The organism is Micromonospora sp. NBC_01740, assembly GCF_035920365.1.
GTDB lineage: Bacteria > Actinomycetota > Actinomycetes > Mycobacteriales > Micromonosporaceae > Micromonospora > Micromonospora reichwaldensis.
The window spans coordinates 6,674,391-6,691,045 of the sequence record NZ_CP109150.1 but is presented as its reverse complement, the minus strand read 5'-3'; the positions used below and the strand labels follow the sequence as shown (position 1 = coordinate 6,691,045).

At 74.5% G+C, this 16,655-nt stretch carries 16 protein-coding genes; 8 read left to right on the top strand and 8 right to left on the bottom strand.

Annotation, left to right across the window (positions count from 1 at the left end):
* Window positions 1-110 precede the first annotated feature (110 nt).
* Together OG989_RS29020 and OG989_RS29015 are read right to left on the bottom strand one after the other, a co-directional pair.
* Window positions 111-740 (bottom strand): GyrI-like domain-containing protein, encoded by a 630-nt coding sequence (locus OG989_RS29020; protein WP_327029075.1) that lies wholly within the window; start codon window positions 738-740, stop codon window positions 111-113.
* Window positions 733-1,257 (bottom strand): PadR family transcriptional regulator, encoded by a 525-nt coding sequence (locus OG989_RS29015; protein ID WP_327029074.1) that lies wholly within the window; start codon window positions 1,255-1,257, stop codon window positions 733-735. Before OG989_RS29015 ends, OG989_RS29020 begins: the two co-directional genes overlap by 8 nt.
* A 94-nt stretch (window positions 1,258-1,351) precedes the next feature.
* Here OG989_RS29015 and coaE point away from each other — a divergent pair, with 94 nt between their 5' ends.
* Window positions 1,352-2,533, top strand: a complete 1,182-nt coding sequence (gene coaE / locus OG989_RS29010; RefSeq protein WP_327031255.1) for a dephospho-CoA kinase — start codon at window positions 1,352-1,354, stop codon at window positions 2,531-2,533.
* A 4-nt stretch (window positions 2,534-2,537) separates the two neighbouring features.
* Here the strand turns inward: coaE and OG989_RS29005 are convergent, their stop codons facing one another.
* Window positions 2,538-3,989, bottom strand: a complete 1,452-nt coding sequence (locus OG989_RS29005) for a hypothetical protein (protein ID WP_327029073.1) — start codon at window positions 3,987-3,989, stop codon at window positions 2,538-2,540.
* 299 nt (window positions 3,990-4,288) lie between these two features.
* Between OG989_RS29005 and uvrB the strand changes: the two genes are divergently transcribed.
* Both uvrB and OG989_RS28995 read left to right on the top strand, forming a co-directional pair.
* A complete protein-coding gene (gene uvrB, locus OG989_RS29000) occupies window positions 4,289-6,397 on the top strand; it encodes an excinuclease ABC subunit UvrB (RefSeq protein ID WP_327029072.1) in 2,109 nt (702 codons plus the stop codon).
* Window positions 6,398-6,533: 136 nt separating this feature from the next.
* Window positions 6,534-7,394, top strand: coding sequence for a helix-turn-helix domain-containing protein (locus tag OG989_RS28995; RefSeq protein WP_151457368.1), 861 nt, complete (start codon window positions 6,534-6,536; stop codon window positions 7,392-7,394).
* Window positions 7,395-7,401: 7 nt separating this feature from the next.
* Here OG989_RS28995 and OG989_RS28990 read toward each other — a convergent pair whose 3' ends face one another.
* Entirely contained in the window at window positions 7,402-8,160 is a 759-nt protein-coding gene (locus OG989_RS28990) for an SDR family oxidoreductase (protein WP_327029071.1), read from the bottom strand.
* 136 nt (window positions 8,161-8,296) lie between these two features.
* Window positions 8,297-8,590 carry an antibiotic biosynthesis monooxygenase family protein gene (locus tag OG989_RS28985; protein WP_151457366.1) on the bottom strand — a complete coding sequence of 98 codons (294 nt, stop codon included), beginning with the start codon at window positions 8,588-8,590 and terminating at the stop codon, window positions 8,297-8,299.
* Between the two features lie 100 nt (window positions 8,591-8,690).
* On the opposite strand from OG989_RS28985, the gene pnuC reads away from it, so the two are divergent.
* The 3 genes from pnuC to OG989_RS28970 all read left to right on the top strand — a co-directional run bounded on the left by pnuC (window position 8,691) and on the right by OG989_RS28970 (window position 11,810).
* Window positions 8,691-9,344, top strand: a complete 654-nt coding sequence (gene pnuC, locus OG989_RS28980) for a nicotinamide riboside transporter PnuC (protein WP_327029070.1) — start codon at window positions 8,691-8,693, stop codon at window positions 9,342-9,344.
* A gap of 23 nt (window positions 9,345-9,367) precedes the next feature.
* Window positions 9,368-10,465: an AAA family ATPase gene (locus OG989_RS28975; RefSeq protein WP_327029069.1), complete on the top strand. Its 1,098-nt coding sequence runs from the start codon at window positions 9,368-9,370 to the stop codon at window positions 10,463-10,465.
* 343 nt (window positions 10,466-10,808) lie between these two features.
* On the top strand, window positions 10,809-11,810 hold the full coding sequence (locus tag OG989_RS28970; protein ID WP_151455646.1) for a TerC family protein: 1,002 nt from the start codon (window positions 10,809-10,811) through the stop codon (window positions 11,808-11,810).
* Between the two features lie 62 nt (window positions 11,811-11,872).
* Here OG989_RS28970 and OG989_RS28965 read toward each other — a convergent pair whose 3' ends face one another.
* A complete protein-coding gene (locus OG989_RS28965; RefSeq protein ID WP_151455647.1) occupies window positions 11,873-12,790 on the bottom strand; it encodes a C40 family peptidase in 918 nt (305 codons plus the stop codon).
* 58 nt (window positions 12,791-12,848) lie between these two features.
* On the bottom strand, window positions 12,849-13,946 hold the full coding sequence (locus tag OG989_RS28960; protein WP_327029068.1) for a mandelate racemase/muconate lactonizing enzyme family protein: 1,098 nt from the start codon (window positions 13,944-13,946) through the stop codon (window positions 12,849-12,851).
* A gap of 125 nt (window positions 13,947-14,071) precedes the next feature.
* On the opposite strand from OG989_RS28960, the gene OG989_RS28955 reads away from it, so the two are divergent.
* Window positions 14,072-14,869, top strand: a complete 798-nt coding sequence (locus OG989_RS28955; RefSeq protein ID WP_327029067.1) for a tyrosine-protein phosphatase — start codon at window positions 14,072-14,074, stop codon at window positions 14,867-14,869.
* Window positions 14,870-14,873: 4 nt separating this feature from the next.
* Here OG989_RS28955 and OG989_RS28950 read toward each other — a convergent pair whose 3' ends face one another.
* On the bottom strand, window positions 14,874-15,734 hold the full coding sequence (locus OG989_RS28950) for a serine hydrolase (RefSeq protein ID WP_151455650.1): 861 nt from the start codon (window positions 15,732-15,734) through the stop codon (window positions 14,874-14,876).
* Between the two features lie 65 nt (window positions 15,735-15,799).
* On the opposite strand from OG989_RS28950, the gene OG989_RS28945 reads away from it, so the two are divergent.
* A complete protein-coding gene (locus OG989_RS28945) occupies window positions 15,800-16,465 on the top strand; it encodes a class I SAM-dependent methyltransferase (RefSeq protein WP_151455651.1) in 666 nt (221 codons plus the stop codon).
* Window positions 16,466-16,655 lie beyond the last annotated feature (190 nt).

The window sequence follows — 16,655 nt, the reverse complement described above, 5'->3', positions numbered from 1 at the left end:
CGCTGAACGACGACGGGCCCCGTCCCCGCGATCGCGAGATCGCCGGGGGCGGGGCTCCCGTCTTTCCGCAGCCGCCCGCCGTCGCCCGCCACCGCCGCGCCCTCGCCGCCCTACGCACCCGATGCGGCGGCGACCGGTTGCCTCAGGATGGTGCGTTGCCGCTCGGGCGCGACCCGGCGGAAGTCGCTGAGGTAGATCTCGTGGTGTCTGCCCACCATCCGCAGCCCGTTGCCCGGGACGAACTCACCGTGCAACCGCGCCAGCACCTCGGCCTCGTCGTCGAAGGAACCGACGTGCAGCGTCTGCACGCACCGCCCCTCGGACAGTGTCGCCAGGCGGACGTCGTCGAGACGTGACGGGCGGTTCCTGGCCCCGGCCTGCTCGACGGCGGCGGTGAACAGGTCCTGGCCGATCCAGTCCGGCACCATGATCATCAGCGTCCAGTCCCACCGCGCCTTGTCGCGCCGGGCGGTGAACGAGTCCATGTCCTCGGCCCACCACAGGCCCTCCAGGGGCGGGACGACGTAGTCCCGGCCGAGGTCTCGCCTGCTGGCGAACTTCAGCTTGTAGGCCACCGGGTAGAGGGCCTCGATGGCACCGGTGAACGCCGGTGCGCCGTTCGGGTCGCCGTGGCCGTCGACCATGAGGTACCGCGTGTCGGGCACGTCCACGATCCGGAACTGGCCGCGCCCGGCCTGATAGGCGTCGAGCGTCTTCTTGAAGTCGGTCTTGTCAGTCATCAGGCACCTGGGCTCGGGCGGCGAGCCACTGCCTTTCCGCCTCCAGGAGGCTCAGCGAGTACGAGAAGACCTCCCGCGCCGGGTGCGGGAGGGGGGCCTGCGCCTGCTGCGCCGACCGGAGCGACTCGATGCGGGCCTCGACCCCCGCCAGCCGGGTGCGCAGCGCCTGCGCGTACTCCCGGTCGGAGAGCAGGGGCAGGTTGGCGATGCCGACGAGAAGCGGGTGCCGGACCGGCTGCGGTTGCTCGATGAGCGCCAGCGCGGTGCGCGCCGCGGCCGCCCGGCCCTCGGCGGTGGCGTGGAACACGTGGCGGGACTTCGGGGCGGCGGGAGCCTCGGGAACGTGGACCAGGCCGCGCTTGTCCAGCTTGGCGAGCAGGTAGTAGATCGAGGAGAACCCGACGTCGGACCACTGACGGATGCCGCGTCGCGCGATCACCTGCTCCAGGCCGTAGCCGTGCCGGGGTCGTTCGATGAGCAGGCCTAGCACGGTCAGCTCGGCGGTGGTCAACTCCACGCGCCTATCCTAGTACTAGGATACGGCTCCAGAGGGACCGGTCCGGGGTGCCCCCGGTGCCGGCAGCGCGGTGGTGATCCGGTTGACTGACGTCGTGCTGAAGGTGGGACTGACCGGAGGAATCGGGTCCGGCAAGAGCGCCGTGGCGAGGCGACTGACCGAGTGCGGCGCGGTGCTGATCGACTCCGACCGGGTGGCCCGGGAGGTGGTCGCGCCGGGCACGGAAGGGCTGGCCGAGATCGTCGCGGCCTTCTCCGAGCGGATCCTCGACGCCGAGGGCGCCCTCGACCGGGCGGCGCTGGGCGCGCTGGTGTTCGCCGACGAGACGGCGCGCCGCCGGCTGGAGGCGATCACCCATCCCCGCGTACGGGCCCGGGCCGCCGAACTGGCCGCCGCGGCGGCACCCGACGCGATCGTGGTCAACGACGTGCCGCTGCTGGTGGAGGTGGGGCTCGCGCCCACGTACCACCTGGTGGTCGTGGTGCAGACGGAGGTGGCCACCCGGTTGGCGCGGCTGGCCCGCGACCGGGGGATGGACCGGGCGGAGGCCGAGCGGCGGATCGCCGCGCAGGCCGACGACGCCCGGCGGCGGGGCGCGGCGGACGTGCTGCTGACCAACGACGGCAGCCTCGACGACCTGCACGCGGCCGTCGACGCGCTGTGGCGCGAGCGGCTGCGGCCCTACGAGGCGAACCTGCGCGAGCGGCGGGCGGCCCCCTCGGAGCACGTCGTCCTGATGGAGGCCGACCCGACCTGGCCGCAGCAGTACGCGCGGCTGGCCGCCCGGATCCGGCACGCGCTCGCCCCCGCCGACCTGCGTATCGACCACATCGGCTCGACCGCGGTCCCGGGGCTCGCCGCCAGGGACGTGATCGACATCCAGCTCACCGTCCCGACCCTCGCCGACGCGGACGGACCGCTGGCCGAACGGCTCGCGGAGGCGGGCTTCCCGCGCCTGCCCGGCGAGTGGTGGGACGACCCCCGCCCGCCCGGCAGCGGCCGGTGGGAGAAGCGGCTGCACGGCAGCGCCGACCCAGGCCGCCCCGTGCACCTGCACGTCCGCCCGGCCAACGCGCCCGGCTGGCGGTACGCGCTGCTGATGCGCGACCACCTGCGTGCCGACCCGGACCAGCGGTCGGCCTATCTGGCGCTGAAGCGGGAGCTGGCGGCCTCCGCCCCGGACAGCGCCGCCTGGACCACCGCGAAGGACCCGTGGTTCGACGAGGAGCACCTGCGCGCCGAGCAGTGGGCGGCGCAGACCGGCTGGCGTCCCTGACCGGTCAGCGGCCCCCGGCCGGGGGCCGGGGCGGTGGGACGAGCCGGGGCACCGTGGTGGGGGTCAGGTCGAGCTGGGCCCAGGCGCCGGTGCGGGTGCGCAGCTCCAGGCGGCGCAGCGCGCCGGACCGGTCGATCCAGTAGCGCAGCAGCCCTCGGGACGTGCGCAGCTCGACCACGTCGACGGTCTTCCCGGCGACGGTGTCGCCGCGCACCCGCAGGGCGGCGCCCCGCCCGCCGGGCGACCGGGCGGCCCGCAGCGCGGCGTCGAGCAGCAGGCCCAGGTCGCCCGCGCGCCGCGGGTCGGCCCCCCAGCCCCGGGCGGGCGGCGGCAGCGGCGGCCGGCCGGGCGATTCCACGGTGCCCGGGACCGTCGCGGCCGGCACCTCCGCCCGGCGCACGCCGGCGCCGTCGACGCGCAGCAGCGTCCGGCGCTCCGGCACGCCGAGGTCGGCGACGGTGAGGTACGCAACCCGCCCGCTCCAGCTCACCCAGCCGGCTCCGCGCAGGTTCGTGGCGGCGGCGACGGGCGCGGTCAGGGTCACGGCGGCGCCGCCACGGGCGCGCAGCCGGGCGGGCAACCGGTCCAGCCGGCCCCGCTCGACGGCGGTGAGGGCGCGGGGCTGCCCGGGACGGCCGCCGAGGGCGTCGACCGGCCGCAGCGTGGGCCGGTCGGTCCGGTTCAGCTGCACGGTCACCGGGCCGACGCCGGCCAGCCCGGTCTCCAGCCGGTGCAGCCGCGCGTCGTGGTCGAGCCAGTAGCGGGGGAGCCGGTCCGGGGGCGGGACGCCGGGGTCGGGCGGCGGTGCCTGGAGGATGTCGACCGGGGTGGCCCCGACCGTGGCCCCACCGATCCGGCGCGTGGCGTCGGCCGGCGGCTCCGGGCGGTCGGAGGCGAGGCGGAAGAGCAGGTCGAGCACGGCGGCCAGCCCCTGCCCGGCGGGCGGGTCGTGCAGCCGCCAGCGGTCCGCCGGCGGCACCAGCGGGGGCGGCGCGGGGGTCGGCACCGCCGTCGGGTCGGGGCGCAGCAGGACCACCGTCGGGGTGGCCTGGAGCAGCCCGCGCTCGGCGCCCGCGCCGGGCCCGCCGACGTCGAGGTAGACCAGCGGCCGGGACCAGTCGACCCAGCCGACCAGTTCGGTACGCGCCGCGCCGGTGCCCGCGGTCACGCGTACCCCGGCCCGCAGGTCCCGGTAGTTGGTGACCCGCATCGCGGCCAGTCGCTCGCGCTCGTCGCCCGTCAGCGCCCTCGGCTGCTCCGGCTCCTCTGGCGCCCAGCTCGCCAGCCCCACGACCAGCGCGGCGGCGGAGAGCACGGCCACGGCCGCGAGCACCAGCAGGACGGTGCGCCGGCGGCCGGTCACCACCCGTGGGATGCCGCCGGTGTGCGCGTCGTCGTGCGTCGGCGGGCCCTGCGGCGGGTCAGGCGGGCCGGAACGGGCGGCGGAGGTCTCCACGGGAGGTTGAACGGGATTCACCCCCGTGGGGTGACGAGCAGGGGCGCTCGCGGCGGCCGGTCAGCGCCTCACGCGCGACCACGTCGGGTGCGCACGCCGGGAGTGCCGGGTGCTGCGACCCCTGTGCCGGGGGCGGGCCGGCCGTGACGGCCTGGCCACCTGCCCGGTCGGCCGCCGCGAGCGGCCTACGTGGAGAGCGTAGTCCGGTGAGATGCGCCACACAATGCGAATATCGAAGCCGATCACGGACCGGGCGTAGTCGCGCCGCGGTGTCGGACCCCCGGCGTACCGTTGGGGTCATGGCGCTCGACATTCCCCGGCTCGACGGCCGCTTCCAGGTCATCAGCGAGTTCCAGCCGGCCGGCGACCAGCCGGCGGCCATCGACGACCTGGAGCGTCGGGTCCGACGCGGCGACCGCAACACCGTGCTGCTCGGCGCGACCGGCACCGGCAAGAGCGCCACCACCGCGTGGCTGATCGAGCGGGTGCAGCGGCCCACGCTGGTGCTGGCGCCCAACAAGACGCTCTGCGCGCAGCTGGCCAAGGAGTTCAGCGAGCTGCTGCCGCACAACGCGGTCGAATACTTCGTCTCCTACTACGACTACTACCAGCCCGAGGCCTACATCCCGCAGACCGACACCTACATCGAGAAGGACTCCTCGATCAACGAGGAGGTCGAGCGGCTGCGGCACTCGGCGACCATGTCGCTGCTCACCCGCCGTGACGTGATCGTGGTGGCCACCGTCTCGGCGATCTACGGGCTGGGCACCCCGGAGGAATACCTCGACCGCGCGGTGCGGGTCGCGGTCGGGCAGGAGCTGGACCGTGACCAGCTGCTGCGCCGGCTGGTCGACATCCAGTACACGCGCAACGACATGGCCTTCAACCGGGGCACCTTCCGGGTCCGCGGCGACACGCTGGAGATCATCCCGGCCTACGAGGAGCTGGCCGTGCGGATCGAGCTCTTCGGCGACGAGGTGGAGAAGCTCTACTACCTCAACCCGCTCACCGGCGACGTGGTCAAGGAGGTCGACGGGCTGGTGATCTTCCCGGCCACCCACTACGCGGCCGGGCCGGAGCGGATGGAGCGGGCGATCCGCGACATCGAGGCCGAGCTGGCCGATCGGCTGGCCGAGCTGGAGCGGCAGGGCAAGCTGCTGGAGGCGCAGCGGCTGCGGATGCGCACCACCTACGACATCGAGATGATGCGCCAGGTCGGGTTCTGCTCCGGCATCGAGAACTACTCGATGCACATGGACGGCCGGCTGCCGGGCAGTCCGCCGCACTGCCTGCTCGACTACTTCCCCGACGACTTCCTGACGGTCGTCGACGAGTCGCACGTGACCATCCCGCAGATCGGCGGCATGTACGAGGGCGACGCGTCCCGCAAGCGGATGCTGATCGACCACGGCTTCCGGCTGCCCAGCGCCGCCGACAACCGGCCGCTGCGCTTCGACGAGTTCCTGGAGCGGGTGGGCCAGATGGTCTTCCTCTCGGCGACGCCGGGCCCGTGGGAGCTGGAGCAGGCGCAGGGCGAGTTCGTCGAGCAGGTGATCCGGCCCACCGGTCTGATCGACCCGGAGGTAGTGGTCAAGCCCACCAAGGGCCAGATCGACGACCTCATGCACGAGATCAAGCTGCGCACCGAGCGCGACGAGCGGGTGCTGGTCACCACGCTGACCAAGAAGATGGCCGAGGACCTGTCCGACTACCTCCTGGAGAACGGCATCCGGGTGCGCTACCTGCACTCCGAGGTCGACACGCTGCGCCGCGTGGAGCTGCTGCGGGAGCTGCGCAAGGGCGACTACGACGTGCTGGTCGGCATCAACCTGCTCCGGGAGGGTCTCGACCTGCCGGAGGTGTCGCTGGTCGCCATCCTCGACGCCGACAAGGAGGGCTTCCTGCGCAGCGGCCGGTCGTTGATCCAGACCATCGGCCGGGCGGCGCGCAACGTCTCCGGTCAGGTGCACATGTACGCCGACAAGATCACTCCGTCGATGGCCGAGGCAATCGGGGAGACCAACCGGCGGCGGGACAAGCAGATCGCGCACAACGAGGCGCACGGCATCAGTCCCGAGCCGCTGCGCAAGAAGATCCACGACATTCTCGACGACATCTACCGCGAGGCGGAGGACACCGAGAACAGCCGCGTCGGCGGAGCCGTACGGCAGCTCTCCCGGGGCAAGGCGCCGGTCAAGGAGACCCGCAGCCGCGCCCGTACCGGCGGCGCCGGGCCCGCGCGGGAGGGGATGGCCCGGGCCGAGCTGGCCCAGCTCATCCAGGAGCTCAGCGACCAGATGCTGGCCGCGGCCCGGGAGCTCCAGTTCGAGCTGGCCGCCCGGATCCGCGACGAGGTCGCCGACCTCAAGAAGGAGCTGCGCGGCATGGACGCCGCCGGGGTGAAGTGAGCGGCCCGGGCCCCGCCTGACCCGGTCGGCGGGGCGGGCCGACCCACGACGACCTGGCCTCTGATTGCGGTACGCGAGCAAGCTATTGCGCTGAGTGATCGTCCTGCCCTACTCTCCCTCGGTGGGGAGGCTGGGGATGCCGTTGCCAACGAGTCCGGTCATTCGTCGCGCCCGGTTGGGCGCCGAGTTGCGTCAGCTGCGCCGGCGGGAGGCGCTGACCCTGGAACAGGTCTGCGACCGGCTGGGTTGGGCCTCCACCTCGAAGCTGTCCCGCATCGAGCTGGGGCAGAGCCGGCCGGACCTGGCCGACGTGCTCGACCTGCTCGACGTCTACGAGGTGCCGCCGCCGCAGCGCGACGCGCTCATCGTCATCGCCCGCGACGCCGCGACCAGCCGGGGCTGGTGGAAGGCGCTGGGGGAGATGGGCGAGCGGCAGCGCACCTACGCCGAACTGGAGGCGGGCGCGGCGAGCATCGTGGACTGGCAGCCCGCCGTCGTGCCGGGGCTGCTCCAGACCCCGGCGTACGCCCGGCTGCGGATCGCTGCCGGCCGGCTGCTCGACCCGGCCCTCGACGTGGAGGCCGACGTGCGCGCCCGGGGGCTGCGCCACGAGGTGCTGCGGCGGACGGACCCGCCCCGCTACACGGCGCTGCTCGCCGAGGCGGCCTGCGACGCCGGCGACACCCCGCCACAGGTGTGGCGGGAGCAGGTGGGGCACCTGGTCGAGCTGGCCACCCTGCCGCACGTGACGATCCGGCTGCTGCCCCGGGGCGTCGCCGCGCGGGGCGGGGCGCAGCCGCTCACGCCGTACTCCTGCTACTCGTTCCCCGACCCGGCCGACCCGCGCACCGTGATGCTGGAGGCGCTGACCACCGACGTGCGGCTGGTGACGGCCGCCGACGTGGACCGCTACGAGCAGCTCACCGGCTGGCTGCTGGACGCGGCCCTCGGCCCGGAGGAGACGCTCGTGGCGCTGGACCGGCTCGCGGCCGGCTGAGCCAGGCTCACAGGTGGCGGCGGAAGCCGCCCTCCGAGTCGATCACCTGGCCGGTGATCCAGTCGGCGTCGGACGAGCAGAGGAATCGCACCAGCCGGGCGGCGTCCTGCGGCGTGCCCCAGCGTCCGCTCGGAAAGAGCTTGGCGACCTCGGCGTGCGCCTCCGGCGAGGCGTATCCGGTGTCGGTCGGGCCCGGGTGGACGCAGTTGACGGTGATGCCCCGTGGCATCAGCAGCGGCGAGAGCTGGAAGGTCGCGTTCTCCACCGCCGCCTTGCTGACCGCGTAGGCGAGGGTCTGCGGCATCGGGCCGAGGCGCTGGCCGGTGGAGAAGAGCACCAGCCGGCCACCCGATCCGGCGGTGAACGCTCCGGCGAACGCTTCGGCGAGCAGCAGCGTGGCCCGCACGTTGACCAGCAGGTGCCTGTCGATCTCGGCCGGATCCAGCGCGCCGAACGGCGTGTCGGTGCAGTAGGCGTGGACGGCGACCACCGCGTCGAGCCGGCCGTACCGGCGTAGCGCCTCGGCGACCAGGCCGGCGGGCGCGGCCGGGTCGAGCAGGTCGGCTCGGACGTGTCCGGCGTCGCCCAGCTCGCCCAGCAGGGCCGGCACGCCCTCGGGATCGCCGCCGTAGGGCTGGGCGTCGTCGAACTCCGGCAGGCCGGTGAGCAGCAGCCGCCAGCCGTCCGCGGCGAGTGTGCGGGCGACCGCCGCGCCGATGCCGATCCGACGACTCACGCCCGTCACGAGGGCCACCCGTTGCGTCATGGTGGGCAGTCAACCGGCATCGGCGACCGGGCGCCAGCGGATATCTCCGCGCGGCAACCGGGCCCGGCGCCCCCGAGCCCGTCGGGACCGGCGGCCGACGCGTGCACGGCGCACCCTAGGGCAGGGGTACGACAGCTCAGGCCGGCACGTCCACGAAGTGCTCGACCAGCGGCGGGTTGGCGAAGTACGGGCCGATGAGCGCCCGCCACTGCGCGAAGCGCTCGGTGGCGCGGAAGTTGTCGTTGTGCGCCTCGACGGAGTCCCACTCGACCAGCAGCACGAACCGGCTCGGGGACTCGACGCCCCGGGTCATCCGCACCGACCGGCAGCCGGGCGCGCCGGCGAGCACCGGATGCCCCTTGGCGTACGCGGCGGCGAACTCGTCCTCGTGTCCCGGCAGTACGTCGATGAGCGCGACCTCAAGCACCATGCCCGGGAGCCTTTCACGCCGCCGTGCGGGCCGGACGCCGCGGGGGCCTGTTCCCGCTGGCCGGGCGGATCTAGGGTGGGCGCGCGGAAAGGGGAGGCGAATGATCGACTGGCTGACCGGCACGGCGTTCACCGTGGCCGGCACCGGCACCACCTGGGCGGAGCTGCTGGGCTTCGCCACCGGGGTGCTCAACGTCTGGCTGGTGGCCCGGCAGCGGATCGCCAACTGGCCGGTCGGCATCGCCAACGTGCTGCTGCTGATGCTGCTGTTCTGGACGGCGGGCCTCTACGCCGACGCCGGCCTCCAGGTCGTCTACGTCGGCCTGGGCCTGTACGGCTGGTGGGCGTGGCTGTACGGCGGCGAGCGGCGCACCCGGCTGACGGTCGGCCGGACGGGCCGCCGGGAGTGGTGGGCGCTGGCGGCGGCGGGCGTGGTGCTGACCGGCGGGCTCTGGGCGCTGCTGGACCGGGCCACCGACTCCACCGTGCCGCTGCCCGACGCGCTGACCACCGCGCTGTCGCTGCTGGCGACGTACGGGCAGACCCGCAAGCGGGTGGAGAGCTGGTGGCTGTGGATCGCCGCCGACCTGATCTACATCCCGCTCTACGCCTACAAGGGCCTGTACCTCACCGCGGCCCTCTACGTGATCTTCCTCGGGCTCTGCGTGCTCGGGCTGCGCGAGTGGCGGGCGGACCTGCGGCGCGGCGCCGCCCCGACCCCGGTGCCCCCGGGCCCGGCCCCGGCGACGGCGTGACCGGGATAGGCCCCGCAGACGGCGTGACGGGGGCGGGCGCCGGGCCGGCGGCGCCGGAGTTCCGGCACGCGATGGTGGTGGGCAAGTTCTATCCACCGCACGCGGGCCACCACGCGCTGATCGAGGCCGCCGCCGCCCGCTGCGCGGCCGTCACCGTGGTGGTGGCACCGTCCCGCCGGGAGTCGATCCCGCTCGCGCTGCGGCTGGACTGGCTGCGCGAGGTGCACGCGGCCACCCCGTGGGTCCGCTTCGTGGGCCGGTACGACGACCATCCGGTGGACTACGCCGACCCGGCGGTCTGGGACCTGCACTGCGCGGTGTTCCGCGAGGCGCTGGGCGGGGCGCCGGTGGACGCAGTCTTCTCCTCCGAGGCGTACGGCGAGGAACTGGCCCGGCGGTTCGACGCGGTGTCGGTCTGCGTGGATCCGGGGCGGCGCGGCGTGCCCGTGTCGGGGACGGCGGTGCGCGCGGACCCGGCGGGCCACTGGGACCGGCTCAGCGCGCCGGTGCGGGCGTGGTTCGTCCGGCGGGTGGTGGTCGTCGGCGCGGAGTCGACCGGCACCACCACGATGGCCGCCGCCCTCGCCGCGCACTACGGCACCCGCTGGGTCCCGGAGTACGGCCGGGAGCTGACCGCGCGGAAGCTGGCCCGGCTGCGCGGGCGGGATCCGGCGGCCACGGTCTTCGACGTGGCGTGGGACCGCGACGACTTCGCCGAGGTGGTCCGGGAGCAGCAGGCGGCGGAGGACGCCGCGGCGCGCTCGTGCGGCCCGCTGCTGTTCTGCGACACGGACGCGCGGGCCACCGGAGTCTGGGAGGAGCGGTACCTGGGGTCGACGTCGGCGCGGGTACGCGCGGCGGCCCGGCGTCCCGCGCTGTACCTGCTGACCGACCACGTCGGGGTGCCCTTCGACGACGACGGGCTGCGCGACGGCGAGCACCTGCGGGCGTGGATGACGGGGCGGTTCCGGGCGGAACTGGCCGGCTGCGGGGTGCCGGTGGTCGAGCTGGCCGGGCCGCACCGGCGGCGACTGGCTCGGGCGGTGGATGCCTGCGACGCGGTGCTGGCGGCGGGCTGGTCGCTCGCCGATCCGCTGGTCGCGCCCAATCCGGAGCACTAGCCTCCTAGGACGATCTACGGGTGGTGCGGCCGGCCTCGATGCCCGCCGCCCACCGGCATCGATGCGCCGGGGTGGGAAAGGACACTCACGACCCGGGATGCGGCCACTGGCGGCGGTGGGCCAGAATGACGGGCGAGGAGGGGAGTATTCCCCCGCGACGGAGTCGTCAGCACGGTCGAGCGCCGATCCCTGGACGCACGACCCGGCCCGTCGGTCGCCGCCCCCTCGGGGACGGCGACGGAAGAGACCTCCGACAGTCACCAGAGTCAGCGTCGCCGGCACACCGCGTCCACGAAGGGCGTACGGTGTGCCCGTCGTTGCGTGTCTGCCGGAGGAATGAACCTTGGACGTGTCCGGACTGGTCTGGGCGGGGACGCTCGTCGCCCTGACCGGGATCCTGCTCGTGGATCTGCTGATCGTCGGTCGGCGGCCGCACGAGCCCAGCGTGCGTGAGTCGAGCCTCTGGGTCGGCTTCTACGTCGCCCTGGCACTGATCTTCGGCGGTGGCGTCTGGCTGGCCTCCGGGGCCAGCGCGGCCGGGCAGTTCTACACCGGCTGGCTGACCGAGTACAGCCTCTCGGTCGACAACCTGTTCGTCTTCGTGATCATCATGGCGCGGTTCGGGGTGCCCCGGCAGTACCAGCAGAAGGTGCTGCTCATCGGCATCGTGCTGGCGCTGGTCATGCGGGGCGGCTTCATCGCGGCCGGCGCGGCGCTGATCTCCCAGTTCTCCTTCGTGTTCTACATCTTCGGCGCGTTCCTGATCTACACCGCGATCAACCTCGCCCGGCAGGGCGAGCCGGACGAGGACGAGTTCTCCGAGAACCTGCTGATCCGGTGGAGCCGCAAGGCGTTGCCGATCTCCCGGGACTACGACGGCGCCAAATTGACCACCCACACGGCGAAGGGCAAGCGGATCTTCACCCCGATGCTGATCGTCATGATCGCCATCGGCACCACCGACCTGATCTTCGCGCTCGACTCGATTCCGGCGATCTTCGGCATCACCCAGGAGCCGTATCTGGTCTTCACCGCCAACGTCTTCGCGCTGATGGGCCTGCGGCAGCTCTACTTCCTGCTCGGTGGCCTGCTCAGCCGCCTGATCTACCTCAGCTACGGCCTGGCCGTGGTGCTCGGCTTCATCGGCGTCAAGCTGGTGCTGGAGGCCCTCGCGGACAACAAGCTGCCGTTCATCAACGGCGGCGAGCACGTCTCCTGGGCCCCGCACATCCCGATCTGGCTCTCACTGACGATCATCCTCGGCACCCTCGCGGTGGCCACCGTGGCCAGCCTGGTCAAGTCCTCCCGCGACCGGCGGCGGGTGCTGACCGACGCCCGCCACTGAGGCGTACGCGACGCGACGAGAGGGGCGCCCCGGTGGGGCGCCCCTCTCGTGTCGTACGCGGGTCAGACGCGGTGCACGCCGACCAGGGTGGCGGTGCGCTCGTCGGGCAGCCGCTCCTCCAGCACCCGGCGCTGCAGGTAGCAGGCGTGCAGCATCCGCCGGTCGTCGCCGGGACGCGGGTCGGCGGTGACGATCCCGATGTGGTGGATCCGCCGCCCGGGTCGGGCGAAGAAGTAGAGGTCGCCGGGGCGTTCCGCGCCCAGCGGCACCGGCGTGGTCACCGTCGCCTGGTCGCTGGCGTCGCGCGGCAGCAGCACGCCGAGCCGCCGCCAGGCCAGGTGGACCAGGCCGGAGCAGTCGATGCCGTACGCCGACACCCCGCCCCAGATGTAGACGACGTCAACCAGGCGCTGCGCGACGGCCAGCACCTCCTCGGCCGACGGGGGCGTGGTGGGCACCGGCACCGCGTCGCCGGCGGGCAGCCAGAGCGGCGCGGAGTGGCCCGGCGCGTGCACCGGCTGCCAGCCGTCGACCGCCGGCCCGGCCGGGATCAGCCGGGTGCCCAGGATCACCCCGGAGAGCAACTCGGCGCCCCCCGGCGCGTCACGCAGCGCGGTGACGGTGGCGTCGACCACGAGCGGGTCCGCCTCGGGGTCGCCGGCCACGGGGGCGAGCTGCTCGGTGGGCAGCCAGCCGGGGTAGCCGCGCGGGTGCAGCCGGGGGGCCGGCTGCTCGACCGCCACCACGTGGGCCCAGCCGTCCGGGCGCAGTTCGGTGACCAGCACCCGCTCGCCGAGCAGCAGTTGGCTCAGTACGCAGTCGCCGACCTGCTGGTCGGTGTCCATGCCGGAGATCCAGGCGGCGATGTCCGTACGCGCGGCCAGGGCGGGGCCGTCGACGGGGCGTACCGCCTCGGGGCAGCTCCAGAGGGTCGCGACCGCGACCCGGACCACGGCCTCCCGGCCCGGTTGCAGCTCCACGTCCACCCCCAGCTCGCGCCCAATGTCCCCGCGACCATATGAAAGTTTTCGACGAGCATCAACCAGCAGTCTGCATCTTTACTTCAGTCACGGAGCTGATGCCCAGCCCCGGCGCGTCCGGCAGCACGACGGACGCGCCGTCGTACCGCAGGCCGCCGCGCACCGGCGACCAGGCCAGCCACCAGGCGGCGTCCAGGTCGGCCACCGCGGTGGTGCCGTAGGCGCCCACCAGGCTCGCAGCGGCGCCGATGCCCACCTGGCTCTCCATCATCGAACCGACGACGGTGCCGAGGCCGTGCGCGGCGGCGAGGTCGAGCAGGGTCCGGGCCGGATGCAGGCCACCGCACTTGGCGAGCTTGACGTTGACCATGTCGGCGGCCCGGCGGCGGATCACCTCGACCAGGTCGCGGACGCCGAAGACCGACTCGTCGGCGAGGATCGGCACGTCCACCCGGTCGCTGACCCAGGCCAGCCCGTCCAGGTCCCAGCGGGCGACCGGCTGCTCGACCAGTTCCACGTCCAGCCCGGCGTCCTCGACGCCCCGGATCACCCGGACCGCCTCGCGCGGGGTCCAGCCCTGGTTGGCGTCCAGCCGGATGCGGACCCCGTCGCCGACGGCGGCACGCACCGCGCGGACCCGCTCCAGGTCGCCGGCCGCGTCGGTGCCCACCTTCAGCTTCAGCACGCCGAAGCCCTCCGCCCGCCGCTGCCGGGCCGCCGCCGCCAGGTCCAACGCGTCGCCCGCGGCGAGCGTGACGTCCGTGGGCACCCGCAGGGCGGTGCCCCCGAGCAGCCGCACCAGCGGTACGCCGAGCCGCCGCGCGGCCAGGTCGTGCAGCGCGACGTCGACGGCCGCCTTGGCCGCCTCGTTGCCGACGACCGCCCGCTGCACCTCGGTGCAGCGGGCCACCAGGTCGTCGGCGTCGCGGCCGGTGAGCGCCGGGCCGAGCAGCTCGCGGACGCACGCCTCGGAACCGGCGACCGACGCCCCGGTGACCTGCCACACCTGCGGCGCCTCGCCGAAGCCGGACCGGCCGTCGGCATCGACCACCTCCACCACCAGGGTCTCCACGGTGGTGGTGCGGCGCAGCGCGGTCACGAACGGCGTGTGCAGGGGCGCAGAGAGCCGGTGGGTGCGTACCGCGGCGATCGTCATGTGCGGCACCCTATACGGGCACGGGCAGGCGAAGGGGAGGCCGGCATGAGCGAGCGGAGTGAGCGGATCAACGGGCGCGGGGCGGTGGCGCCTCGTGGCGGCACGCGGCGCGGCGGAGCGCCGGCATGAGCGGGCGGGAATGGGAACTGGTGGGCGCGCCGAACGCGCGGGACCTCGGCGGCCTGGTCGGCGCCGACGGCCGGAGGGTGCGCCCGGGGGCGCTGATCCGGACGCCGGCGCTGGGTCGGCTGACCGATGAGGACCTGCCGGTGCTGGCCAAGCTCGGCCCGGCCTGTGTGGTCGACCTGCGGGACCACTCGGAGACGGCGGTCGCCCCGCCGGACCGGCTGACCGGCCAGCCGCGGGTGGTGCACCTGCCGGTGCACGACGCCGAGCACCCCGTCTTCACGTACGTCTCGGCGGTGCTGCTCGGGCACGACCTGGGCGCGTACGCGGGCCTGGCGGAGCAGGGCACGCCGGCGGCGATGGCGGCGATCTACCGCTGGTTCGTCAGCGGGGAGTCGGCGCGGGCGAACTTCGGCACGGCGGTGCGGTTGGCCGCCCAGGCGGAGAACCTGCCGCTGGTCTACCACTGCTCGGCGGGCAAGGACCGCACCGGCTGGTTGACGGTGCTGCTGCTCAGCGCGCTCGGCGTGGACGAGGCGGCGATCCGGGCGGACTACCTGGCGAACAACCGGCTGACCGAGAGCCTGCGGGAGGTCCTGCTGGAGGCGATGCGGCGGCGGATGCCGGAACTGAACGTCGAGGCGGTGCGCCCGGTGCTGGAGGTGCGCGAGGAGTACCTGGACGCCGCGTACGCGGAGGTGCGCCGGGTGCACGGGTCGTTCGGGGCGTACCTGCGCGACGGCCTCGGCGTGACCGACGACGTGGTGACGGCGCTGCGGGCACACCTGCTGGAGTGAGGCCTCAGGTCAGGTCGCGCCGGGCGGCCCAGGCGGCGGCGGACACCCGCGCGATCAGCCGGCAGGCGTCGTCGTCCTCCTCGCCGCTGGGGCCGCCGTCGGCGAGGTCGGTGGTGGTGCAGACGACGACGGCGTACGGCGGCGCGTCGTCGGGGAAGACCACCCCGGCGCCGTGCCGCACGCCGCGCACCCAGCCGTTCTTGTGCGCGATGCGGGTGCCCTCGGGCAGCCCGGCGGCCAGGTCCTCGCGGTGCTCCTGAGCGAACAGCACGTCCAGCATGGCGGCGCAGCCGGCCGGCGAGGCCAGCGGACCCGGGGTGTCCGCGCCGGCCGCCAGCGCACCGAGCAACGCGGCGAGGTCGGCGGCGGTGACGAGGTTGGTGACGCCCGCCTCGCGGGCCGCGAAGTCCTCGATGCCCCGGCCGGTGACGCTGTGCCGGGCCCCGGCGAGATCCCACACCCGTGCCACCGCCGGCAGTCCGACGTGGCCGATGACCAGGTTGGTGGCGAGGTTGCTGGAGCGGACGATCATGCGGTGGGCGAGCCAGCGCAGTGTCGCCTCGGCGCCGACGCGCTCCCAGACCGCCTCGTCGTTGTCGTAGTGCCGGGCGCAGGAGAACCGGGGCGCGCCGGGCAGCGCCGAGTCGAACTCGTTGCGCACCGGCACCGGGGCGTCCAGGTCGAGGGCGCCGGCCTCGGCGGCGCGGTGCAGCGCGACGAGCACCGCCGCCTTCATGGTGCTGGCCGCGTAGTGGGTCGCGTCGGCGTGCCGGGTCCAGGTGGGGGCCGCGCCGACCCGCCCCACGTACGCCGACACCGTGCCGGGCACCCCGTCCAGATGGGCGTCGAGCTCGTCCCAGGTCATGCGGCTGACCGTAACGGATCGCCGACGGGGCAGCGGGTCGGGGCGTTCGGTCGTACGGTGCGGGGATGACGGTTGCCGCCTACGACGCGCACGCCGACTGGTACGAGGCGTTCGCCACCGACACGTCCAGCGACTACATGACCCGGGTTCGCGGCCAGCTCCGCGACCTGCTCGGCGCTGGCCCCGGCCGCTGCCTCGACCTGTGCTGCGGCACGGGGCTCCAGGCGGCGGAGCTGCGCCGGCTGGGCTGGCAGCCGGTGGGGGTCGACCTCTCCGGCGGGCAGCTGCGGCACGCCCGACCGCGCCTGCCGGTGGCCCGCGCCGACGCGGCGGCGCTGCCGGTGGCCGACGCCTCGGTGCCGGCGGTGGCGTGCGTGCTGGCCCACACCGACGTGCCCGACTACGCGGCGGTGATCGCCGAGGCGGCGCGGGTGCTCGCGCCCGGTGGGCGGTTCGTGCACGTGGGGGTGCACCCGTGTTTCGTCGGGGCGTTCGCCGACCGCTCCGATCCGGCGCGGATAGTGATCGACGGCGGTTACGCCGACCGGGAGCGCAGCTTCCGGGCCTGGTCGCCGCAGGGGGTGCGGGTGCGCGTCGGCGCCTGGCACGTCCCGATGGCCGGCCTGCTCAACGCGGTCACCGACGCCGGCCTGACGCTGGTGCGCACCACCGAGGCCGGGTCCGGCCGGGTGCCCGACCTGTTCGCCTTCCTCGCCACCCGCCCGGCCTGACGGCCCGCGCCGCCTGCCCCGCTGACGGCCCGCGCCGCCTGCCCCGCTGATGGCCCGCGCCGCCTGCCAGGCCTGACGTCCGCGCCGCCCCGCCTGACGTGGTCCGGGGCGGCGAGGTGACGGCGCGGCACCCAACGCCGCGCGTGCGGAGACCTCTGGGAGGACGTCGACGCGCAGGGCCGGCCGCCAC